At 41.9% G+C, this 25,391-nt stretch carries 13 protein-coding genes; all 13 read left to right on the forward strand.

The genetic code is table 11. The features are described from left to right. Positions 1 to 388 precede the first annotated feature (388 nt). Positions 389 to 1,456 (forward strand): IS630 family transposase, encoded by a 1,068-nt coding sequence (locus QUB61_RS26090; protein WP_333132967.1) that lies wholly within the window; start codon positions 389 to 391, stop codon positions 1,454 to 1,456. Positions 1,457 to 1,604: 148 nt separating this feature from the next. Continuing rightward, the gene (locus QUB61_RS26095) at positions 1,605 to 1,976 is read left to right on the forward strand and encodes a recombinase family protein (protein ID WP_333132968.1); all 372 of its coding nucleotides are present in this window, start codon (positions 1,605 to 1,607) and stop codon (positions 1,974 to 1,976) included. Positions 1,977 to 2,339: 363 nt separating this feature from the next. After that, positions 2,340 to 2,474 (forward strand): microviridin/marinostatin family tricyclic proteinase inhibitor, encoded by a 135-nt coding sequence (locus QUB61_RS26100; protein ID WP_333132969.1) that lies wholly within the window; start codon positions 2,340 to 2,342, stop codon positions 2,472 to 2,474. A gap of 263 nt (positions 2,475 to 2,737) precedes the next feature. Continuing rightward, positions 2,738 to 3,730, forward strand: coding sequence for an MvdC family ATP-grasp ribosomal peptide maturase (locus QUB61_RS26105; protein ID WP_333132970.1), 993 nt, complete (start codon positions 2,738 to 2,740; stop codon positions 3,728 to 3,730). 87 nt (positions 3,731 to 3,817) lie between these two features. Further along, positions 3,818 to 4,795, forward strand: a complete 978-nt coding sequence (locus QUB61_RS26110; RefSeq protein ID WP_333132971.1) for an MvdD family ATP-grasp ribosomal peptide maturase — start codon at positions 3,818 to 3,820, stop codon at positions 4,793 to 4,795. A 149-nt stretch (positions 4,796 to 4,944) separates the two neighbouring features. Next, positions 4,945 to 7,266, forward strand: a complete 2,322-nt coding sequence (locus tag QUB61_RS26115; RefSeq protein ID WP_333190183.1) for a patatin-like phospholipase family protein — start codon at positions 4,945 to 4,947, stop codon at positions 7,264 to 7,266. A gap of 597 nt (positions 7,267 to 7,863) precedes the next feature. After that, positions 7,864 to 8,265, forward strand: a complete 402-nt coding sequence (locus QUB61_RS26120; RefSeq protein ID WP_333132974.1) for a hypothetical protein — start codon at positions 7,864 to 7,866, stop codon at positions 8,263 to 8,265. Between the two features lie 416 nt (positions 8,266 to 8,681). Further along, on the forward strand, positions 8,682 to 9,485 hold the full coding sequence (locus QUB61_RS26125) for a transposase (RefSeq protein ID WP_333132975.1): 804 nt from the start codon (positions 8,682 to 8,684) through the stop codon (positions 9,483 to 9,485). Then, positions 9,431 to 11,449, forward strand: coding sequence for an ATP-binding cassette domain-containing protein (locus QUB61_RS26130; RefSeq protein ID WP_333132976.1), 2,019 nt, complete (start codon positions 9,431 to 9,433; stop codon positions 11,447 to 11,449). Before QUB61_RS26125 ends, QUB61_RS26130 begins: the two co-directional genes overlap by 55 nt. Positions 11,450 to 11,892: 443 nt before the next feature. After that, a complete protein-coding gene (locus QUB61_RS26135) occupies positions 11,893 to 12,066 on the forward strand; it encodes a hypothetical protein (RefSeq protein WP_333132977.1) in 174 nt (57 codons plus the stop codon). 47 nt (positions 12,067 to 12,113) lie between these two features. Then, positions 12,114 to 12,344, forward strand: a complete 231-nt coding sequence (locus tag QUB61_RS26140) for a hypothetical protein (RefSeq protein ID WP_333132978.1) — start codon at positions 12,114 to 12,116, stop codon at positions 12,342 to 12,344. An 846-nt stretch (positions 12,345 to 13,190) separates the two neighbouring features. Then, a complete protein-coding gene (locus QUB61_RS26145; protein WP_333132979.1) occupies positions 13,191 to 17,468 on the forward strand; it encodes an SDR family NAD(P)-dependent oxidoreductase in 4,278 nt (1,425 codons plus the stop codon). Beyond that, positions 17,465 to 25,390, forward strand: a complete 7,926-nt coding sequence (locus QUB61_RS26150; RefSeq protein WP_333132980.1) for an amino acid adenylation domain-containing protein — start codon at positions 17,465 to 17,467, stop codon at positions 25,388 to 25,390. The genes QUB61_RS26145 and QUB61_RS26150 overlap by 4 nt, the downstream gene beginning before the upstream one ends. Position 25,391 lies beyond the last annotated feature (1 nt).

The following is a 25,391-nucleotide window of genomic DNA, read 5'->3' on the forward strand; positions in this document are numbered from 1 at the left end:
TCCAGTGTATAAGTATTATTATAGTCCCTAATTATTATAATTTATAATATTTTGCAATTGATTTAGGATTGCTATAGTAGTTTTTGGATTGGATTATATGGTCAATGTTGGGTAGTTGGTATAGAATTTTGTCAAGGAATAGTTGCCGAATTAATGAGAATAAGGCGTAATAAGCTACCATTTTTTCAGAGGGGTCTGAGGGCTATGTCCTTGATTTTATCTATGTTTTGACTATTGTTGTCACCCCGTCAAGCGTCGCGCATTAGCATGAAGCTGTTGCCTTTAGGGAAGGCTGCTTGGGCAACGCGAACGGTGATATCATGTCCGGTAGTACAACCATAGTAAAATAGCTAAGTATACCCTTTGTAAAAAGCATCCTATCTGACCAATGCCAAAACGTATTAGCATTGAACCACATCTATCGTTACGAGAACTAGAACAGCGTTACCGTCAAGCTTCATACCCTGTTGAAAGAAGTCATTACCAAATTATCTGGTTATTAGCATCTGGCAGAAGTAGCCGAGAGGTTTCACAAATAACTGGTTACAGTCTCAGTTGGATTTATGAACTAGTTTGGGGGTATAACCGCATTGGTCCAAAATCACTTGGAGATAAAAGGCATGAACATCAAGGTGCCGATACACTTTTGAATGATGTACAACAAGCACAACTATGGCAAGCGCTACAATCACCTCCAAGTGTTGGTGGGCTTTGGAACGGACAGAAAGTTGCAAATTGGATGAGTGAATTATTAGGACGTTCAGTTAGTAGACAACGAGGCTGGGAGTATTTGAAGGCAATGAGACTACGTTTGAGAGTAGCTCGACCCTCTCATCAGGAAGCAGACTTTACGGAACAGGAACAATGGAAAAAAAAACTAGCAAAAACGGTGACTCAAGTTCAAGAAAATTACGCCGACGCCGATGTAGCAGTTTGGACAATGGATGAGCATAGAGTCGGGCTTAAACCAATAATTAGAAGGATGTGGGTAGATGAATGGACAGTACCCGTAGCCAACGTTAATTGGCGATTTAAATGGTTATGGTTATACGGTTTTGTTCATCCGCAGTCTGGAGAAACATATTGGTGGATTCTACCCTTTGTAAATACCGAAATTTTTAATCAAGTGTTGGCTGATTTTGCTCAACATTTTAAGCTCGGGGAAAAAAAGCAAGTTGTACTAGCTTTGGATCAAGCAGGGTGGCATACTGCCGGGAAACTTGAAGTCCCAAAAGGTATTCACATTGTTGAGATGCCATCTCACTCTCCAGAACAACAACGGGCAGAAAGACTTTGGCCACTTACAAATGAGCCTCTGGCTAATCGAACATTTGAAAATCTTGATGAATTAGAAGAGGTTTTATTTGAGCGTTGCAAACAATTACTCCAACAGCAAGATTTAATTCGGGGTTTAACAAACTTTCACTGGTGGCCTCAAGTTCCAGTTGCTGCTTAATTATGGGTAAGTACCCGGACATGATATGAGTTGTGGAATTGGTGTGATGAGGGTGGATTTAGGTAACATAGCTCGAGCCTGTTTATAGCTCGCATAACTTATTTATGACCAAACAGATGCCTCTTGACGATCGCTCTAATGTTAAGAAATGTTTCGCCAACAGTATCGTATCTCGGCTGTACCCCTAATCGCACAGACAGGATTGCAGTTTGACCTGAGTACTCCACAGGGGAGACTTGTGGCATCAATAATGGCTGCACTGGCAGAGTTTGAACCTGACTCGATGGGAGAACGCATTCGTTCTGGAATTGCAGCTGCTCACGCACGCGGTGTTAAGTCGGGTAAGCGTCCGGGACAACGGGTCAAAGCCGAGCGACTGGCTCCAAAAGTTTTGCAACTCGTCAGCGAGGGACGCTCTTACCGTTTTATTGCCAAGGAGTTGCACTTGGACAAGAATACAGTGAACGCCATCGTGAAACGCCACAAGCACTCGCTAAAAGACTCCTCCCACATTGAATGAGGGCAAATTTTTCTACAACGTGTACGGGTTCAAAATTTCAGCGGTTCCGTGGCGGCTGGTGACAGCGAAGCTACTTTTCCCCCAAAAAGGGGTTGACTTTTGCGACAACACACGAGTATTACCCCTGGTTGCACAACCTTCTATTCTCGCCTTGTTCAATAATCAAATAAAATTGCTATAGTTTGATATTGATTACTTAAGATTGATGGAATATTAAATAATGTTTTCTTATTTAATAAACTTTCTTAATTTTCTTAAATACCTTATAATAATTACTTGTTAAGTATCTTAACAGACCCTGAACATACATTTAATTAGTGATATATTTTTAGTTGTAAAAACAATTCCTTCAAGGAAAAGTCTATGCCTACAAACACAGTCAAAACCGTGGATGTCAAAGCAGTACCATTCTTTGCGCGTTTCTTGGAAAAGCAAGCTACTGAAGGAACAGAGGTTCCTTGGACTTACAAGTATCCTTCAGATTTGGAAGATCGATAATTTAGTCTTCCCGATCAGAAATTACTTTTCTGATCGGGAAGATACCTTGTAATTGGCTACATCAGGATTTAAGGGAGTAGCAGTTATCAAATAACTGAAAACTACTCTCTTAAACGCTATCGCTTTCATATTACCTTATCCATAACCTGGAGGTAATTGCTTTTTATATAAACCAAAATTATTGATTTTTTTTGTTTATATAAAGCCTTTTTTGGCTATTATTTAATAGCTACATCCTAAAATAATCAAAAAAAATATTTTTTATGAACCTGTCTCGTGATGTTGCTTTATTAATCACCCACAGTGGTGATTTCTTCACAATAGATAAAGTGGCCGAAGCCTTATCAAAAAAAGGGGTGCAACCATTTCGTCTAGATACTGATAAATTTCCTCTAGAAGTGCAATTAACAGCACATTTTGATAAGTGTAAAAGCCACCACACTATAGAATATAACAACCACTCTATCAGCACAGAGCAGGTGCAAGCTGTATGGATGCGCCGTATTTGGGAACCAGAACTGAGTCAAGAATTACCGCCAAAGTTCCGAGAAGCTTGCTTGAGAGAATCACAAGCAACTTTAGAGGGTTTTTGGGACAGCCTCAAGGGAGCTACGTGGGTAGATAATTTAGGGCGGATAGATTATGCAAGTAACAAGCTGCGTCAATTGCGGATTGCGTCTGAAGTAGGTTTTGGTATTCCCCAGACTCTTGTTACCAACAAAGCGGAAGCAGCACGAGAGTTTTTCGGGCAAGTCAACGGCAAAATGGTCAGTAAGCTCTTAACTGCTCTTTCCCGCAGTATGGAGGCTAACTCCTCGTTTTTTCTGTACACCAGCATCGTCAAGGAAGAAGACTTACAAGATACCGAGTCACTGCGCTATTGCCCCATGGTTTTTCAAGAGCAAATTCCAAAGCAACAGGAATTACGGGTAGTGTATGTGAATGATAATGTATTTGTGGGGGCGCTCAATGCAGATGTGTATGCAGCAGCCAAAGTTGATTGGCGTAAACCTGGTGTTGAGGTTGGCGCATGGCAACATCACCAGCTTCCGGATGAAGTAGTTAGCCGTCTTAAAGCCTTTATGGGGAAATTTGGGCTGTTGTTTGGAGCGTTAGATTTCATCGTCACACCATCAGGCGAATACGTCTTTTTGGAAATCAACCCTGTGGGGGAGTGGGGAATGCTGGAAAAAGATTTAGACTTACCCATTGCAAGTGCGATCGCAGACGCCCTACTTCAAAGAAAGAATGAATAATTAAAAATTTAATATTTGATATTACCTGCGGCAAGCCACCCAAAAGGTGTCTATATACTTCACACTTCATACTTTTTCATACTTTTTATGACCGTATTAATAGTCACGTTTAGTAAAGACAACGAAAGCATTCTTCTAGTCATCAAAGAAATTGAGGCTAGAGGAGAAAAAGCATTTCGGTTTGACACAGACAGATATCCCACCGAAGTCAAGCTAGATATTTACTCCGGCGGTAGTGAACGAGTAATTATTACTGATGGCGAACATAAGCTAGATTTGAGTGAAGTCTCCTCAGTTTGGTATCGGCGGATGCGCTACGGACAAAAAATCCCCGACTCAATGGACAAGCAATACAGAGATGCGTCAATTAACGAATGTCGTGCCACAGTCAGGGGTATGATTGCCAGCCTTCAGGGATTCCACTTTGATAAAATGTCTAATGTGGATCGGGCTAATAATAAGCAACTACAATTGCAAGTTGCACGAGAAGTTGGTCTTGTAACTCCGCGTACTCTAACTTCAAACAATCCAGAAACAGTTAAGCAATTTGCTCAAGAGTGTAGCCAAGGTATAGTTACCAAGATGCTTTCTTCTTTTGCTATTTACGATCAGGAGGGGGGAGAAAACGTTGTGTTTACGACTCCAGTTACAAATGATGATCTGGAGAATATGGAAGGACTGCGTTTTTGTCCGATGACCTTTCAAGAAAATGTACCCAAGGCGCTGGAGTTGCGGACAACTATTGTTGGACACCGCGTATTTACTGCCGCAGTAGATTCCCAAAGCTTGTCAGGGTCTACTTACGACTGGCGCAAAGAGGGAAGAGCCTTAGTTGAAAATTGGCAACCTTACGACTTGCCAGAAAATATTAAGAAAAAATTGCTCAAATTAATGGCTTATTTTGGATTAAACTATGGAGCAATTGATATTATTGTCACGCCCGATGGTCGCCATGTATTCCTCGAAGTTAACCCAGTAGGAGAATTTTTTTGGATGGAGATATATTCACCACACTATCCCATTTCGCAGGCAATCGCAGAAGTATTGCTGACTAATAAAAATTAGAGGATTTAGCCTTGTCGTATTTTTATTGTCCTCTATCTATCCTATAGCTACTCAGTTGAAAAACACGTTTGCAGTAGTGTCCTGTAGAACAAAGTAGCCGATGCCGCGCCTACATCCCTTACCACTTTGAAATTGGAGATTAAATCATTGTGATCAACCTAGTAAATACCCAAACAGTTTTAACATTTGATGGGGTAAATGATTATATAGATTTTGGCAGAAACGATATTGGTGGCGTTTTCGCTCAAGGGAGTTCAGCTTTTACCGTTTCAGGATGGGTAAATCCGCATGAATTAACAAATAAAGCCACTAGTTACGGGACGCGCAATGTATTTTTTGCCCGTTCTTCAGAGAAATACAGCGATAATTTTGAATTCGGCATCAGTGAAACAGGAAGCCTAGATGTCTACATTGATGAATGTGTTAGCAAGGGTATCAAAACATTGGGGCAAGGAGAATTAACTATAGGACAATGGCACTTTTTTGCTATTGTTTTTAATAGTGGTCAGCTAACCGTATATCTTAACGATCGTGAATACAAGGATTCTCTTAAAGGTTCATCTTTAAACAAAGCCACAAGTTCTATAACTCTGGGAGCAACGTTACACAAACAGGTTTATTTCAAAGGACAATTAGCAAATATTAGTGTTTGGAATTATCCTTGTACTCAAGCACAAATTCAGACTTATCGTTGTGGGCTAATAGTCGGAGATGAATCAGGATTAGTGGCTTACTGGAAATTAGACGAAGGGCAAGGTACAACTGTCAAAAATAAAACTGGAAAGTCCTATCAAGGAAAATTTCGTGGTAATCCTATTTGGACTTTAGCAGAAATTCCATTTGCAACACAATTATCCCATCCAGTTCCATTGGCAGCAGAATCATCCAATCAAGAAGATATTCAAGAAGCGATTGAAACAGAGACAGCAGTTATTCCTGAAGAAAATATCTCACCACTAACCACAAATTTATTAGCAGCAACGGTATCGTTAGTAAGCGACGACGAAGCTCAACCAAAAGAAATCCAACAGACAGAAACAAACAGCGAAGAATCAGAGATTATTCCAACTGCGATCGCCCTTGGGCCACAGGAGGAGGAAACCAAATCATCCAATCAAGAAGATATTCAAGAAGAGATCCCAACAGAGACAGCAGTTATTCCTGAAGAAAATATCTCACCACTAACCACAAACTTATTAGCAGCAACGGTATCGTTAGTAAGCGACGACGAAGCTCAACCAAAAGAAATCCAACAGACAGAAACAAACAGCGAAGAATCAGAGATTATTCCAACTGCGATCGCCCTTGGGCCACACGAGGAGGAAACTAAAACAGACCAAAGTCAAGAGCCTGTCAATATCCAACAAGCACAAATATTAATTCAGGAGGAATATCCAGAAACTATGAATACAAAAGCTCGTCCCAAATATAAAATACTTTCCATTGATGGAGGCGGTATTCGGGGCATTATTCCTGCCTTACTTCTAGCAGAAATTGAAAGGCGGACACAAAAGCCTATATTCACTTTGTTTGATTTAATTACTGGCACTTCCAGTGGCGGAATTTTAGCACTTGGACTAACTAAACCACGATTAAGGTCTGATGCGTCTGATACCTTGCCAGTAGCTGAATACACTGCTGAGGATCTCCTACAGCTATTTCTTGAGTATGGGGTAGAAGTATTTTATGAGCCGTTGTTTCACAGATTACTTGGCCCGTTAGATGATATGTTTCTCCAGCCAAAATATCCTTCCGAAAGCAAAGAAGAAATTTTAAGGCAATATTTTGGTACCGCTCTTCTAGAAAATAATCTCAAAGAAGTTTTTGTAACGAGTTACGATATCGAGAAGCGAATTCCGATATTTTTTACAAACAAACTAGAAAAGGAGCAAATAAAATCTAAGAATTTTGGTAAGTTATGTGGGGGTTTTTCGCTCCTAAATGCAGCATTGGCTACTAGTGCCACTCCCACTTATTTTGCTCCTCATCGGGTTGTAAACCCCCACAATAGCGGCATCATTTATACTTTAATCGATGGTGGAGTATTTGCTAATAATCCAGCTCATTTAGCTATTTTAGAAGCACAAATTAGTAGTAAACGAAAAGGACAAAAAGTCCTCAATCCAGAAGATATTTTAGTAGTTTCTTTAGGTACAGGTTCGCTGACGAGTGTGTACCCTTATAAAGAAGTCAAAAATTGGGGACTTTTGCAATGGGGAAGACCGCTTTTAAATATTATGTTTGACGGTAGTAGTGAAGTAGTAGATGGAGAATTAGAACAGTTGTTTGAGCCTAGCGATCGAGAAGCTAAAAGTTTTTATTATCGCTTTCAAACATTGTTAGATAGTGAACTAGAAGAAATAGATAATACCAAAGTCCAAAATACTCGTCACCTACAAGCTATAGCCCATCGACTAATATCTAACAAAAATCAACAAATCGATGAACTGTGTAGTCTTTTGTTGGGCTAAATCATATTTCTTACATTTTGCACCCACTAACTGGGGTAAAATGTAAAGTTTTTACTTGCTTACAAAAAAATTAGCTTAATCGGTCAGAAGTCCCATACCTGACCCGACAGGGCAGTGTGGTTTGACACTGTCAGTGTCTTCAGACCTGAGAGTGTCAACACAAGGGATTAGCTGCTGACCCCGCAAGCTATTTTGCCGCAGAGGAAAATCGAGATTTAGGCATTGTCAAAGCTCGACGAAAACCGAAGGTCAAGTTGATTATTGCTCCCTTGCTGGAGACCGTCCGCACTGGGGAACCTTTGTTCTTTGAGCCACGACCGAAAATTCCCTTGAAAACTGGCTTTGAGCCTTAACTTGTCACCAATGATGCAGACTGAATATAAGGAAGGAATGAAGAAATTCGGATATTATCTATGGGAGGCAGAGGGGACCCCGTTCTTGCTGAGCCGAGGCGGATTAAGACCACCTACTCGAAAGGGAAAGGGGCATCTGTCAATGAAGCCAGAAGCCTGCACCCACCGCTTGCGGGAGTGTCGGTAGTCCACTAATGACTCTCTTAGTCATGTTTTCACTTTATAAGGATTGTAGGTAAGTACAATGGATGAACTTGTCAAAAAACTTTCTGGTTTGGGCCTTCCTGGCATACTTTTCGTGATTGCAACGGCTGCATCAGGGGGTAGTGTCACTGCTGTTGTCGCTATGCTTTCATCGCTGGGCGGACCTTTAGGCCTCCTAGGAGGTTTAGGCTTGCTTGGGTTGGTAGGTGTTGTAGGGGAATATATAGCGGCATTTGGAATTGAAAACGTTCTCAAGCTCATCTATAAAGAACGTAGCAAAACTGAACTTGTCAGATTTCTTCTCAAAGAAATTCAAGAATTGCCCATTTCAGATGAGTTAAAACTCAAACTGAAACATCATATTAGCCCAGTAGTAGTTACTGAGCCTGGCCAAGGCCCTTTTCCGAGAACAGTCGAAATTGATGACGAACCATTAACCTAGTACCGCAAGGCGGAAGTCAAAAGGAGCCAGTGCGTTGGGAGGCTCTGCCGACTTGTTCGCTCTTAGCGTTCCCTCCGGGTAGCAACTGGCGTTCTAAAGTCAAAAAGCTTAGAAGACAAGCTTTTGAACGATTTGAAATAGTTGCTTTATTTACGCCGTGCTATACTAGGGCATTCGATTTGCCCCCCCTAAGCCACGCCAGTTGCTACCCTACCTTAACGCTTACAGCGTAGCTGGCCCCCCTTAAAAAGGGAGGAAATTTAAAAATTCGCCTCTCATCCTATCCCCTTGTGAGTGGGGATGAGAGGCGAGTCAATCGGAGCAGTTCGATGCCGCGCCGATTGACTATCTATGCAATTTACCACGGATATTTTTTGTGCTAAAGTACAATTGTGCCGCCACCCCAGTCAGGTACAATGAGGAACGTTGTTAAAGTCAGAATCTATCTATCTCAGCCGCAACAAGTAGCTTTATCAAAGGCTTTTGGCTGCGCTAGAGGGTTGTGGAATTATGCTCTGAACCTTAACAACAAAACCTACAAGGTAACAGGTAAGGGGTTATCAAGACTGGGATACAACGACTGTCTACCCCAACTCAAAAAAGAGTTTCCCTGGTTAGCTGAGTGCTACTCTCAAGTGCTTCAGTGGGTGTCGTTAAATCTGTCACAGGCGTTCATCAATTTTTTTGAGGGACGGGCTAAATACCCCAATTTCAAAAGCAAGCATGGTAAGCAGTCGATTCAGTACCCCCAGCACGTTAAGTTGTTAGACGGAGCGATTAAGCTGCCTAAAATTGGTGATGTGAAGGCAAGAATTCACCGCATCTTTGACGGTAAATTGAAAACCGTCACCGTCAGCACGAGCAAGGCTAGGAAGTATTATACCTCTTTGTTGTTTGATGATGGATTAGCGGAGCCTGAGATCGGTAGTCAAGCTAAAGCTGTAGATATTGATGTTGGCTTAACCCATTTTGCGATTACATCCGATAGTTCACTTAAAGTCCTCCTAAAAAAAGTGAATTTAGGGGGATCTACAAATCTCGAATACAACACCATAAAAGTTTTCAGACATTTTCTAAAAAGAAAAAGAGCTTCTGAGTATAACTTGATTCTCAAAAGCTATTTTAAAATTCCTAGTGCAATTAGTAACGGCTACATTTTTAGAATATGCAAACTCCACCTGTGCCTGAGCAAAACACAACAAATCCTTTTTCAGCCTTGATTCAATTTTGGCAGGATGTGAAATTAGTTGCTCAACCTTATTGGTATCCAACAAAAGCAGAAGGAAGAGCCTTTTCAGATGTGATTCGCTCATGGGGAATGCTCATTCTCTTAGTATTATTAATACTCATAAGTGTTGGTGCAAATGCTGCAAATAGTTATTGGAATCGCTATGTAGTTGATATCGTTATTGAACAAAGAGACCTTGATAAATATAATAGTACTTTATGGGTGTCCAGTCTCATTATTGTAGGCATGGTCTTGTTAGTGACTCTTTTGAGATATGTCAGAAAAAAAATAATTCTTGACTGGTACAAATGGCTAAATTTTCATGTTGTAGAAAAATATTTAAGCAATCAAGCTTATTATAAAATCAATTTTAAATCTGATATAGATAATCCAGACCAACGCTTATCCCAAGAAATAGAACCTATTACAAGCATTGGCTTGAGATTATCATCTTCTTTACTAGAAAAATCTCTAGAAATGGGAAGTTCTTTGATAATTCTATGGACAGTTTCTTCACAAATCGCAATTTATTTAATTATTTATACAATTGTAGGTAATTTAATAGCTGTTTACTTGAATCAAGGAATAAATAAAGTTAACCAAGAAGAACTTGCATTTAAAGCAGATTTTGCCTATTGCTTAACTCATGTTCGTAATCACGCTGAATCTATCGCTTTTTTTCAGGGAGAAGATGAAGAATTAAATATAATTAAGCGCCGATTTAATAATGTTTTAAAAACTGCTGAACGCAGGCTAAATTTAGAGAGGGGACAAGACGCTTTTGGTCGAGCATATCAGTCTGCCATTAGCGTATTCTCGATGTTCATTCTTACACCTTTATTTCTTCAGGATCAAATTGACTATGGACAAATTAACCAAGCTAGTTTTGCTTGCTTTATGTTTTCTAATGCTCTAGGAGAACTAATAGCAGAGTTTGGGAGTTCAGGGCGATTTTCGGGCTATGTACAGCGTTTAGCAGAGTTTTCAGATGTGCTACAGGCTGCTAGTAAACAACCAGAGAATGTCAGTACTATTAAAATTCTAGAAGAAAAACGGTTAGCTTTTGAGAATGTCACTTTACAAACGCCAAATTACGAACAGGTGATTGTTGAAAATTTGTCAGTTGCTGTCCAGCCAGGTGAAGGGCTATTGATTGTTGGCCCTAGTGGTAGGGGTAAAAGTTCCTTATTAAGAGCGATCGCTGGTTTGTGGAATGCGGGGACTGGCCGTCTAGTGCGTCCTCCCCTAAAAGAAGTATTATTCTTACCCCAACGGCCTTATATCATTTTAGGGACTTTGCGCGAACAGTTGCTCTATCCTCACACAGACAGGGAAGTTAGCGATCGCGAACTTGAACACATTTTGCAACAAGTTAACCTGCAACACTTACTTACCCGCGTAGATGGCTTTGATACAGAAGTTCCTTGGGAAAATATATTGTCTTTAGGAGAACAACAACGCCTCGCTTTTGCGCGGCTATTAATTACACGTCCTAGTTTCACTATCTTAGATGAAGCAACGAGTGCTTTAGATTTAAATAACGAATGTAATTTATATCAACAATTACAATCCACGAAAACAACTTTTATCAGCGTTGGTCATAGAGAAAGCTTATTTAATTATCATCAATGGGTGTTAGAGCTTTCACAAGAATCTAATTGGCAACTTGTTTCTATACAAGATTATCGGTTGCAAAAAGGAATTGTTGTTAACCCATCACACAAGGAGCAAGTTAGGATAGATATTTACCATAAAAATGAACTTAAAATAAAGCTAGAATCAGCAGCAAGTCCCACAATTATAGGACTTTCTCATAAAGAGCTTCAGACATTAACAGACTATTCTCTTACTACGATCAGAACCAAGGCTAGTCAACAAAAGTCTGTTACTACTAAGGATGGTGTAACCTACCGCTATAACAAAAACCCGGAGGTATTGAAATGGGTAATAGATTAAGGGTATATGGTTAAATTTATCTCAGATAGTACAGGTTTACCTAGCGTTTTCCTGGAAATTAGCTATTACATAGCTCCATCATATTGACAACAGGGATACCTGTCTGAAGCTACGAAAGCTATGGTAGATTAGGCGTTATCTCAACCTAATGTGTAAAGCGTGACTGCTGGAGGCGATCTCAATAATAAGCTGTGTTGCATCTAGATTGCCTATGGTATTAGAGAGGGAGAGGGGGTGAAGGGGAGAGGGGGAGAGGATTTGACGATTTTTGATCGGGACTCGAAATATACAATTTAAATGCACAACAGCTTATAAGTTCAAAGCGAGTCGTAGAAAAAATCGGAACTGCGAACAATAGATTTTCAAGCCAATATGGCAGGTCAGCCCCTATCTTAACCGCTTGGCGTTTTCTCCAATCCATTGAAGGAAAAACCAAGCCGTACATGAAGGCAGCACCGCTTTCTGCAATCGGTAAAAGTTGGGTGTACTGGGTGCTCAGTTCCAACGGCCAAATCGACCGTCGCGCCTATACCTTCTGTATCATAGAGCGATTAGTAGAAGGATTGCGTCGCCGCGACTTATTTGTCAGTCCCAGTGAACGGTGGAGCAATCACTAGGCTAAATTGTTACAAGGGCAGGCTTTGGAGTCAGCCCGCTCTCATGTTTGTCGGGCTTTAAACCTGCAACCCACTCCCATTCCGGAACTGCAAATCTAAAACAACAACTGGATAGAGCCTATCAGCGCCCTGCCAACAACCTCCCCAACAATGCTGCTGTCAGAATTGAATTAGCTAAAGGTCGCCAGAGGCTAACTATCAGCAATCTGGATAAATTGGCAGAACCGGAGAGCTACCTCCAACTCAAGGAGCAGGTTGAAGCTTTGGCCCCCGGTTGATTTACCGGAAGTTTTATTAGAGATCCAGGCCAAAACTGGGTTCATGGATGAATTCGCTCATGTTAATGAGAGTTTTGCTAGGGTGAGGGATTTGTCCACCAGTATGATTCTCGTTAGACCATAATACACAAATTTTATTTAAATATGCGGTAATATATTTGCTGGTCGATAAAATTACCGCATGAAACTATCTGACTACGCTCTCATCTGAAGGCGTTAGTTACCTAATTGCATGGAACTGCTGGAAACAGGGGATTATTAAAGATCGCCAGCTTCCCCCAGGAACCATCTTGATTGACGTTGAAGCGAGTGTTGCGTATACGACAGTCGCTTGCATTTATGTAAGCGTGTCTAGTTCGGAGAACAAATCCAATCTAGAAAGGCAAGCTGAGCGTTTAACCCAATATGCTGTAGCCTTTGGCTGTCCACTTGCCGCACTGGACTAATTTCTGCTTCTCTTGGAAAATCAGTTTTAGTAGACCTAAGACCTTGACAGGAAAGCCATTATCTAGTTTACTAAATAACTCATGGTTCTTTTTGTCGGCCAATTGCTCTCAAATGAATCTGATTGAGTCGGAATGGCATCAACTCAAAACCCATAAACTGGTAGGATAGATGTTTGAAAACGAGTTAGAGCTTGCTTATGCCGTGATGGACGGTGTAGAAGCCATAATCAAGTTGAAGATCGGACTACAGAACGTTTCACGTTCCAGTCGGCTAGTTCTTAATGTAGCGTTACATAGTTGAGTTTTTCCTCTCCATTTACTTACAAATAAATTATGATTTTGCTTCCAAGTTAGTAATCATTTTAATTCATAGTAAGATTGAAATTGGAAATAGAAGCTAATGCAGTTAGATAATTCTAGTCAAATCTTAGAAAATTTAAGTAACAAAAGTTTTACAGACCGAGAAATAGAAGTTGCTATTCGAGCGAGTTTAGCTGTAGATGATTGTGTAGTTATCAAGAGAGAAATAGAAAAGGTAAAACAGGAATTAGTTGCCTATATAGTTCCCTCAAGCTTATTTGTACCAGAACAATTTTTGTCTCACCTGAAAACAATTCTGCCTAGCAAATTGATACCCACAGCACTGGTACCAGTCTCCACCATACCCCTAACGAATACAGGGCAGGTAGATGAAGCTGCTCTAGCCAGTTTAGAAATTATTGACTCTGACTTAATGGCTCGGATAGAGGAGCAACTAAAGTCATTGTCAGAAATTGAACGTGTTGCGGTGGTTGTTGAACCTTTTATTAGAAGTATTCCTTCTGTCCACTTACAAGATTTGCTAGGTAACACTCAAGCGCTCGCTTCTGAAGATAGCCAGCAAAAGGTACAAGCAACTATACTTAGTCAGAAGATAGAAAACAAGAAGCTGTCCTCGTCAAAAAAGCTAGCTATTAGTCATGGGGAACCACTGCAATACCCCGAAGACGCTCCTAAAACTTTAAAAGAACTACTACAACGAACTGCCCAACATTCAACTCAAGGTATCATTTACATTCAGTCTGATGGTAGCGAGAAAGTTCAATCTTATGGAGAATTATGGCAAGATGCTCAACGGATTTTAGCTGGATTCAGAAAGCTAGGACTAAAGCCCCAAGATAAAGTAATTTTTCAACTAGAAGACAACCAAGAATTTCTCTGTGCTTTTTGGGGTAGTGTGCTAGGGGGCTTTGTTCCAGTGCCAATATCCATTGCCCCGACCTACGAACTAGCTAATACTATCACCAGCAAACTTCAAAACACTTGGCAGATGCTGGGCAAACCCCTTGTACTAACCAACGCTTCTTTAGCGTCCAATATTGATGACTTATCAAAGTTTCTGAATTTAGAAAAATTTCAAGTTGCAACTATTGAGAAGTTGCGTGAGTGCGAAGCGGATTTCAATTTGCATCAAAGTCAGCCAGAAGATTTAGCGATTTTGTTTTTGACTTCTGGCAGCACTGGTATACCAAAGTGTGTGATGCTAAATCATCGCAATTTATTGAGTATGACAGGTGGCTTAGTTTTGATGGGCAATTTTTCCAATCAGGAAAGCATTTTAAACTGGATGCCTCTGGATCATGTGGGTGCGCTAGTTTCCTTGAGCATTATGGGTGTTGACTTAGGTTGTCAGCAAATTCATGTACCCACTAACTTGATTGTCCAAAATCCGTTGTTGTGGCTAGATTTGATTGATAAACACCAAGCTACGATTAGTTGGGCACCTAATTTTGCCTTTTCACTAATCTGCGATGCCCTTGGCGACCTTTCTTACGAAATGCTGCGCGAACGGTATCGCACGATCGCTCTTCACCAAAAACCTTGGGATTTATCGTCGATGCGTTTTATAATTAACGCTGGGGAACCCATTGTCACTAAGATAGCCAGGAGTTTTTTAAAGCTGCTTCGCCGTTATGGTTTACCAACGAATGCGATTCATCCAGCCTTTGGGATGAGCGAAACCTCTTCTGGTATTACTTACTCTGAGAGCTTTTCTCTAGAAACTTCATCAGATGACGCTTTATTTGTAGAACTTGGACTTCCCATTGCTGGCGCTTCACTGCGGATTGTTGATGAAAACGAAGAGATAGTTACAGAAGGTACGATTGGTCGTTTACAAGTCAAAGGTGCATCTGTCACTTCTGGTTACTATCAGAATCCACAGGCAAACCAAGAAATTTTTACCCCCGATGGTTGGTTTAATACGGGAGATTTAGGATTTCTCTCTCAAGGTCATTTAACTATTACTGGACGGCAGAAAGATGTAATTATCATTAATGGCCTCAACTACTACTGTCACGAAATCGAAGCCGCCGTTGAAGAAGTTAAAGGAGTAGAAGTTTCTTATACAGCTGCCTGTGCAGTGAGACAACCAGGAATCAATACTGATAAACTAGCTATCTTTTTCAATACTTCTCTTTCTGATGATGGTAATTTAGTAAATCTGCTTAAGGAAATTCGCACTTCTGTTGTCAATAAGGTGGGAATAAACCCAGATTATCTAATTCCAGTAAATCAAGAAATTATTCCTAAAACCGCTATTGGTAAAATCCAGCGATCGCAATTGAGTCACCGCTTCAAAACAGGTGAATTTCAATCCCTTATTAAACGAATTGATATATTATTGCGTAACGCCAATACCATTCCCGACTGGTTTTACCGTCAAGTATGGCAGCCCAAAAATCCCATAACTTATAATTCTTCTTTAACTGTTATTAATTCCACTCTAGTATTTATAGATTCATTCGGCTTAGGAGCATATTTATGTCAGATATTATCAGAGCGTAATCTGCCATATATAACTGTTTCACCCGGAGAAGATTTTCGTAAAATTAATCGTTCAAGCTACGCGATAACTCCAGGACAATCCAAGGACTACGAACTATTACTCCAATCCTTGGCTGCAGATAACATAATCATCGGACAAATACTTCACCTATGGACTTATGACCGATATAGCGGCGAAGTCAAAAGCTTGGATGCTCTCGAACAAGCACAGGAAATTGGAATATTTAGTCTATTGTTCTTGGTTCAAGCTTTAGCCAAACTTCAAGGTTTTGACCATTCGGTGCAATTATCATTTATTTCCAGTCATATCCAGTCCATTTCCTCATCTGACCCAATAGCTTACGAAAAATCAGCAGTATTAGGGCTTCTTAAAACCATTCCTCAAGAATTACCTTGGTTGAACTGTTGTCACATTGATTTGCCTTTCAGTGAAGTTGAAACAAATGGAGCTTATATATTGCAAGAGATGCAAGTTTCCTCTAAAGAACGAGAGGTAGCTTACAGGAATGGGCAGCGTTTAGTTCCTCGCCTAGAAAAAGTTGATTGGACTAAAAAACCTAAATCCCCAGTCAGCTTCAAGCAAGGAGGAACTTATTTAATTACCGGAGGACTCGGTGGTATAGGTATTGAAATTGCGCGGTATTTGCTGAAATATTACCAAGCTCGGTTACTGTTGGTTGGCCAAACTCCTCTACCAGATAAAAGTACTTGGAAGGCTAATCACGAGAAAACAGATACAATTGCACAACGCCTCAAAGCTTATCAGGAACTAGAACAGCTTGGAGGAGAGGTAATTTACGAAGCTATTGACATCTGTGACTTGAAACAATTGCAGATAATAGTTGAAAAAGCTCAATCTCGATGGGGTAATAACCTAGATGGAATAATTCATTTAGCCGGAACTTTCCACGAACAACTTATACTTGAAGAAACTCAGGAGAACTTAGCAGCAATACTGCGTCCTAAGGTGTTGGGTACTTGGGCGTTGCACCAATTGGTGAAAGACAATAAGGGCAGCATTTTTATTAACTTTTCTTCAGCGCACGGTTTTTTTGGCAGCACGGCTGTTGGTGCTTATGCTGCTGCCAATAGTTTTCTCGATCGCTTTTGTTATTACCAAAATTCCCAGAGTGAATTAGCAAGCTATTGTTTTGGTTGGAGTATGTGGGATGAAACAGGGATGAGTCAAGGATATCAGATGAAGAATTTGCTCCGCGCCAAAGGCTTCTATGTGATGTCTTCTTCTCAAGCAATATCTTCAATGCTTGCCAGCTTACAACATCAGCAAACCCATCTATTGATAGGTTTGGATGGCAGCAACCAAAACATTCAACGTTGGCAGTCGTCAGCTTTTAATTTGCAGAAGTTGACTGCTTATTTCACTGCCAGTAGTAACGAGGTTCAATTACCAGACTTGCAAGTGCAAGATTGCTTTGGAACTTTTTGCACCTGCAATTTAGTACAACTGCCCCAAATGCCTTGTCTCGAAAACGGCGAAATTGATCGCGCGAGCCTAATTAAAGGAATCAACACTCCGGAAATTAGAGAGCGAATAGGACCACGCAACGAGATAGAGTGCAAAATTGCTCAATGTTGGCAGGAAGTGATGAAAGTGCCACATTTAGGCATTCACGACAACTTTTTTGAGTTGGGAGGGAATTCTCTCTTAGCTGGCCAAGTGATTTCTCGCTTACGCGAAGATTTTTCTTTAGATTTGTCGCTACAGCGTTTGTTTAAATCACCCACTATCGCCAGTTTAGCCCAGAGCCTTGAGGCGATTTTAGGGGTAACTCAGGACAAGACTGGACATATTGACGCACTCGCAGAAGAATATGAGGAAGTAAGGATATGATAACAGAACAGTTTTTAGCTAATCTGCAAACAAAAGGCGTACAAATCTGGATTGACGGAGATCAACTTGGCTGTCGCGCTCCTAAAGGAGTAATGACAGCAGAGATACAGCAGGAACTTAAAAAGCGAAAAACAGAAATCCTTGCTTTTCTCAAAGAAGCTCAAACAGCTACACAATCTAACTCTTTCCCTTTAGTGCCTGTTTCTAGGGATGAGGAGTTGCCTTTATCTTTTGCTCAACAAAGGATGTGGTTTCTTTATCAATTAGATAAGGAAAGCCCATTTTATAATGAAAGTCTACAAGTGCGGATTGTTGGAAAGCTGTCTGTGACAGCCTTAGAACAGAGTATCAACGAAATTATCCGCCGTCATGAAGCCTTACGAACTAGCTTTCCTGTGAGAGAGGGCATCCCTTTTCAGGCGATCGCGTCCGCTGTTACTATAAATATCCCTGTGATAGACTTGCAGGGTTTAGCAGAAGCCTCAGTGCAACAAATAGTCACTCAGGAAGTTCGCAAACCCTTTGACTTGGATAATATTCCTTTGTTGCGAGCCACTCTACTGCGCCAGGAAGTAGAATCTCACTTGTTAATTTTGACCATGCATCACATCATTACTGATGGCTGGTCAATGGGAATATTCTTCAAAGAGTTAGAAGTCCTTTATCATACTTTTACTAAAGGGCAACCAAATCACTTACCAGAGTTAACGATACAATACGCTGATTTTGCCGTTTGGCAACGCAAATGGTTAATTAAAGAAGTTCAAGAAAAGCAACTTGAGTACTGGAAACAACAGTTAGCTGACGCACCGCCCTTATTGGAGTTGCCAACGGATTATCCGCGGCCACCAGTCCAGACTTTTTCTGGTGCTACCAAAAAATTTCAAATTGAAGAGCATTTAACCTCTCAACTACTAATCCTCAGCCAGAAGTCAGGTGTCACCTTGTTTATGACCCTGCTGGCAGCTTTTGGTATTTTACTCCATCGTTACAGTGGTCAAGATGATATTTGTATCGGTTCACCTTTTGCTAACCGCAATCGTCAAGAAATTGATCCACTAATTGGGTGTTTTGTAAATACTTTGGTGTTGCGGACTCAGATTGAAGAGAATCCTAGTTTCTCTCAATTCCTCCAACAAGTTCGCTCTGTTGTCTGGAATGCCCATGCACACCAAGACGTACCATTTGAGCAAGTGGTAGAAGCACTACAGCCAGAACGTTCTCTTGGCTACAACCCCTTGTTTCAAGTGATGTTTGTTTTGGAAAATTTTTCCCTCGATACTTTAGAGTTACCTGATATTAGTCTGACTCCAGAGATGCTAGAGCGGGGTACATCTCAGTTCGATTTGAGCCTCTCAATCTGGCAGACACAAAAGGGATTAATTGGCTCGTGGGAATATAACAGCGATTTGTTTGAGGCAGATACAATTGCTAGGATGACTCTTCATTTCCAGACTTTGTTAGAAACAATAGTCAGCGATCCCAATCAGAAAGTTGGTGAATTACCTTTGCTAACTGAGTCAGAACGTCATCAATTGTTGGTGGAGTGGAACAACACTCAAGTAGACTATCCTGGTGATAAGTGTCTCCATCAGTTATTTGAGCAGCAGGTAGAACGTACACCAGATGCGATAGCTCTCATCTTTGAAAATCAAAAACTTACCTACCAAGAGTTAAATCAACGCGCTAACAAAATCGCCCATTATCTCAAAACTCTAGATGTGAAACCAGACGTATTGGTTGGCATCTGTATGGAACGCTCTTTAGAGATGGTAATTGGGATATTGGCAATTATCAAAGCAGGTGGTGCTTATGTACCTTTAGATCCTACTTATCCCAAAGAACGTTTAGCATTCATGTTGGCAGATGCTCAAGTGTCGGTGCTGTTAGTGCAACCACATCTAGTCCAAGAACTACCGCCACACCAAGCGCAAGTTGTATGCATTAACTCCGACTATCAAGAATTTGCTGCTTACAGCCCTGAAAACCCAACTAGTGAAGTTACAGCAGAAAACTTAGCTTATGTAATTTACACCTCCGGTTCCACAGGAAAGCCTAAAGGTGCAATGAACACTCATAAAGGCTTGTGTAACCGTCTATTATGGATGCAAGATACATATCAACTAACAGCAACCGAAAAAGTTTTACAGAAAACACCATTCAGCTTTGATGTCTCAGTTTGGGAATTCTTCTGGCCTTTATTGACAGGTGCAAGCTTAATTATAGCCCAACCAGGTGGACATCAAGATAGCCGTTATCTAGTTCAACTAATTGCTAAAGAAAAAATTACTACACTTCATTTTGTACCCTCAATGTTGCAAGTTTTTCTAGAAGAAACAGGAATAAATAAATGTAGTAGTATTAAACGGATAATTTGTAGTGGTGAGGTGCTATCATTTAACCTACAACAACGCTGCTTAGAACAATTAAACGCCGAGTTACACAACCTTTATGGTCCAACAGAAGCGGCAATTGACGTAACTTTTTGGGCTTGTCAACCCAATAGGAATGAGAAAATTGTTCCTATTGGTCGTCCAATTGCCAATACACAGATATATATCTTAGAGAAAAATTTACAACCTGTTCCCATTGGAGTAAGTGGTGAGTTACACATTGGTGGTGTGGGATTAGCGCGTGGTTATTGGAATAAACGCGAATTGACTCAAGAAAAATTTATTTCTAGCCCCTTTGAAGCCGGAAAATATTTATACAAAACGGGTGATTTAGCACGTTATCGTTCTGATGGCAATATTGAATATTTAGGCAGAATTGACCACCAAGTTAAAATTCGTGGTTTCCGCATTGAATTGGGAGAAATTGAGGCATCACTGGTTTCTCACCCAGACGTGTGGGAAAGTGTGGTGGTGGTGCGAGAGGATGAACCAGGCGACAAACGTTTAGTTGCTTATGTAGTGGCACAGGTAGAAGAATCTTCCACAGTCCAACAACTGCGTCACTTTCTCAAGGCAAAGCTACCAGAGTACATGGTGCCAAGTGCTTTTGTGCTGCTGGAATCTTTACCCCTGACTCCCAACGGCAAAGTAGACCGCCGCGCACTGCCAAAACCAGACTTAGACAGGACACTGCTAGAAAAATATATCGTTCCGCGCACTCCAATTGAGGAAATGCTGGCACAAATTTGGGCGCAAGTCCTAAAAGTAGAGCAAGTTGGCATTCATGATAACTTCTTTGAACTAGGGGGACATTCCCTGCTAGCTACTCAAGTTATTTCCCGCTTACCAGAAGCTTTTGGGATTTCATTGCCCTTGCGATCGCTATTTGAGTCACCGACGATCGCACAGTTAAGTGAAGTTATCTTACGTGAACTTAAAACAGGTTCGAGTCTGATGCTTCCGGCAATTTTACCCGTTTCCAAAAGACAAGACATACCTTTATCTTGGGCGCAAGAGCGCCTGTGGTTTCTTCATCACTTAGAAGGCGAAAGTGGTGCTTACACAATGCCTTTCGCCATGCGTTTGGTGGGGAATCTCAATATCAAAGCTTTGGAACAAGCGGTTGGGGAGATGGTGCGGCGGCAGGAAGTTCTGCGAACTCGTTTTGAGATCAAGCATGACAAGCCAATACAGGTAATAGCCCCTGATATAGCCATAACATTACCAGTGATGGATCTACAAAATGTGGCAGACCCCTGGAAACAAGTAGAGCAACTAGCGATCGAAGAAGCCTACAAACCATTCGATCTAACTAAAGATCCGGTGTTGCGGGTCAAGATGTGGCAAGTTGCGACTGACGAGTATGTACTACTGATAGCCATTCACCATATTGCTGCTGATGGTTGGTCAATAGGCGTTTTGAACTGCGAATTGTCTGCCCATTATCGAGCTATTACCACGGGTAATGCGGTTGAATTACCAGAGTTATCTGTACAGTATGCCGACTTTACCTTATGGCAGCGCCAATGGCTGACAACTCAGGTACTTGAACCTCAGTTAACTTACTGGAAACAACAGTTAGCGGCAGCGCCACCTTTGTTAGAATTGCCTACAGACCGCCCCCGTCCAGCTATCCAGACTTTTCGAGGAGGAACAGAGCGATTTCAACTAGATGCCTTGCTCACCTCTCGGCTTAGACAACTGAGCCACAAGTCTGGAACGACTCTGTTTATGACACTGTTGACGGGATTTGTCGTGTTAATGTCTCGCTACAGTGGTCAAACGGATCTTGTAATTGGCTCCCCGATCGCAAATCGCAATCGTAAAGAAATTGAAGGGTTAATTGGCTTTTTTGTCAATACTCTGGCATTGAGATTCGATCTGTCCTCAGAACTGACCTTGAAAGCCTTGCTGGAGCAAGTGCGACAGGTGACTCAAAACGCTTACGATCATCAGGATTTACCCTTTGAGATGTTAGTTGAAGAGTTGCAACTGGATCGCAACCTAGATCGCAACCCACTGGTGCAAGTGATGTTTGCCCTTCAGAATGCGCCAACCAACCCTTGGGATTTGCCTGGTTTAAGGGTCGATAAAATGCATTGGGGGCTTGAGGCGGTGCGGTTTGACCTAGAAGTTCACTTCTGGGAAGTTCCTGAAGGTCTTGAGGGCTTTTGCTGTTACAGCAGCGATTTATTTGATGCGGCGACGATCGCCCGGATGATGAAACATTTCCAAAATTTATTAACGGCGATCGTTACTAACTTAGAACAACCAGTCAGCCAATTACCTCTACTGACAGCACAAGAAAGGCAGCAATTGTTAGTAGAGTGGAACGCCACCCAAACGAATTATCCAGCAGGCCAATGTATCCATGATTTGTTTGCAGTCCAAGCCGAACAAACTCCTGATGCAGTCGCGGTGGTTTTTGGGCAACAAAAGCTCACTTATCAGGAGTTGAATGCACAGGCAAATCAACTAGCACATTATCTGCAAAAACTGGGCGTGAAACCAGGTGTTCTGGTGGGTATTTGTGTCGAACGTTCTGTATCTATGGTGATCGGGTTATTGGCAATTCTCAAGGCGGGTGCGGCGTATGTGCCTTTGGATACAGATTATCCTCAAGAGCGTTTAGCTTTCATCATAGAAGACACTCAGATATCGGTATTGTTGACAACACAGAAATTAACCGATGCAATTCCCAAACACCAAGCGCGTGTTGTCTGCTTTGATACTGATGCAGATGCGATCGCTCTCTTCAGCCAGCAAAACCCCATAGCAGAAGTAACACCCGATAATCTCGCTTATGTAATTTACACTTCAGGTTCCACAGGGAAACCCAAAGGAGTAGCTGTGACTCACCGAGCCGTGAATCGCTTGGTAATCAATACAAACTACATCAATATAGAACCCACAGATGTCATTGCCCAAGCTGCAAATTACGCCTTTGACGCAGCTACCTTTGAAATTTGGGGAGCGCTACTAAACGGAGCAAGGTTGGTAGGGGTGAGCAAAGATTTAGCTCTTTCGCCCAAAGATTTCGCCGCCTTTATGCGATCGCATAAAATCAGCGTATTATTCTTGACAACTGCCTTGTTCAATCAAATTGCTCAGGAAGTCCCCTATGCTTTCAATTCACTAAGACATCTCCTATTTGGAGGTGAAGCTGTCGATCCTAAATGGGTGAAAGAAGTACTGGAAAATGGTGCGCCACAGCGATTACTGCACGTTTATGGGCCAACAGAGAATACCACATTTAGTTCCTGGTATTTAGTGCAGGATGTCCCGGAAGACGCTACAACTATTCCCATCGGGCAGCCAATTTCCAACACACAAATCTATTTATTAGATCCTCAACTACAGCCTGTGGGCGTTGGTGTACCAGGAGAACTCTACATTGGGGGTGATGGTCTAGCAAAAGAATACCTCAATCAACCAGAGTTAACTGTCCAAAAATTTATTCCTAATCCTTTCTTAAGAGGCAGGGGAACAGAGGAGCCGGGGGGCAGAGGAGGAGACATTCTTCCTGATTCCCAATCCCCATTACCCCTTATCCGCAGAGGGGGCCCCACCTTCCCCAGTTCCCGCCTCTACAAAACTGGAGATAAGGCACGTTACCTGAGTGATGGGAATATTGAATTTCTCGGTCGGATCGATTATCAGGTGAAGATACGGGGTTTCCGTATCGAGTTGGGAGAAATTGAAACAGTTTTGAGTCAACACCCCTTGTTGCAAGAGAGTGTTGTGGTTGTAAGAGAAGACACCCCTGGCGATAAACGTCTGGTAGCATATTTAGTTCCTGCACTTCATCGTCAAACATTACCCCAGCAGGTTGCGCAATGGCAGAGTGAGTATGTTAATGATTGGCAAACGCTCTATGAACAACTCTACAGCCAAAATCAAACCTCCACAGATGACCTCACATTTAATATTGCTGGTTGGAACAGTAGTTATACCAGACAGCCAATTCCCGATCTGGAAATGCAGGAGTGGGTTGAGAGTACAGTCAGCCGGATTCAAGCTAACTTTCCTCAGCGCGTATTAGAAATTGGTTGTGGAACAGGTTTACTGCTATCTCGTCTGGCTAAGCACTCTCAACAGTATTGGGGAACCGATTATTCTATCGCCGCCATACAGCACGTTGAGCAGATATGCAGCACAGTTGAGGGTCTAGAAGATGTGCGCCTGCTGCACCAAATGGCAGATAACTTTGAAGGCATCCCGCAAGGAGAATTCGACACTGTTGTTTTGAACTCAATAGTGCAGTATTTCCCCAGCATTGAGTATCTGTTGCAGGTTTTAGAAGGAGCGATTGCCACAATTACTCAACAGGGTACGATTTTCGTGGGCGATGTCCGCAGCTTGCCATTACTGGAGCAATACCATGCAGCCGTGCAGTTGTCCCAAGCAGAGTCGGATAGAACTATTGAGCAATGGCAGCGAATGGTACACCAGAGTCTGGCCGCCGAGGAAGAATTGGTTATTGATCCGGGTTTCTTCATTGCCCTCCAGACACGTTTTCCCCAGATTGGTTGGGTAGAAATTCAGCCCAAACGTGGTTACGCGCAAAATGAGCTAACCCAATTCCGCTATGATGTTACCCTCCATGTCGGTACTAATGTTCAAGCAAATACCGTTGCTTGGTTAAATTGGCAACTAGACAAGCTCTCGTTTACAGAAATTCAAAATCAACTGCATAAAGAGCAGCCAGAACTGTTGGGAATTAGGCGCGTGCCGAATCAACGGGTACAGCAAGCACTACAGATTTGGCAGTGGTTGGAAAATCCCCCGGCTGTGGAAACAGTCAACCAACTGCGGCAGGTATTAGCACAACAGCCAATAGTTGGGATCAATCCAGAACAGTTTTACCAGTTGGGGCAGCAACTCGGTTACAGCGTCCACTTAAGTTGGTGGGAGAGTAGCCAGGATGGTTGTTATGATGTGTTGTTCTGCCGCAATAGTTCAACGCAGACATCTGATGCACAAGCAGCGATCGCTTTTTGGGATACTTCAGCCGTCATTACCAAACCCTGGACTGACTACACTAACAATCCTCTATCCGGCAAGTTAGTTCAAAAGCTAGTGCCACAGGTGCGTGAATATATCCAACAGAAGCTACCCGATTACATGGTGCCGCAAGCTTTTGTTGTTCTCAATGACCTGCCTTTAACCCCCAATGGCAAGGTGGATCGTCGCGCTCTGCCAACGCCTGATACAGCCACGAGAAATCTTTCCACTGGCTTCGTTTTACCGCGATCGCCTATTGAAGCTCAAATCGCTCAAATCTGGAGTAAAATCTTAGGAGTTGAAGGCATTGGCGTTAAGGATAACTTCTTTGAACTAGGGGGTCATTCGCTACTCGCTACCCAAGTCCTGTCAGAGATTAACTCAGCTTTCGGACTCGATCTATCTATACAGATGATGTTTGAGTCTCCCACAGTAGCTGGGATAGCAGGCTACATAGAAGTAGTGGATTTGGTAACACAGAATTTATCAGTTAAAGAAGTCAGTAGCGAAGTAGTGGAGTTTTGAG

Source organism: Microcoleus sp. C2D2, assembly GCF_036702495.1.
Taxonomy (GTDB): Bacteria; Cyanobacteriota; Cyanobacteriia; order Cyanobacteriales; family Microcoleaceae; genus Microcoleus.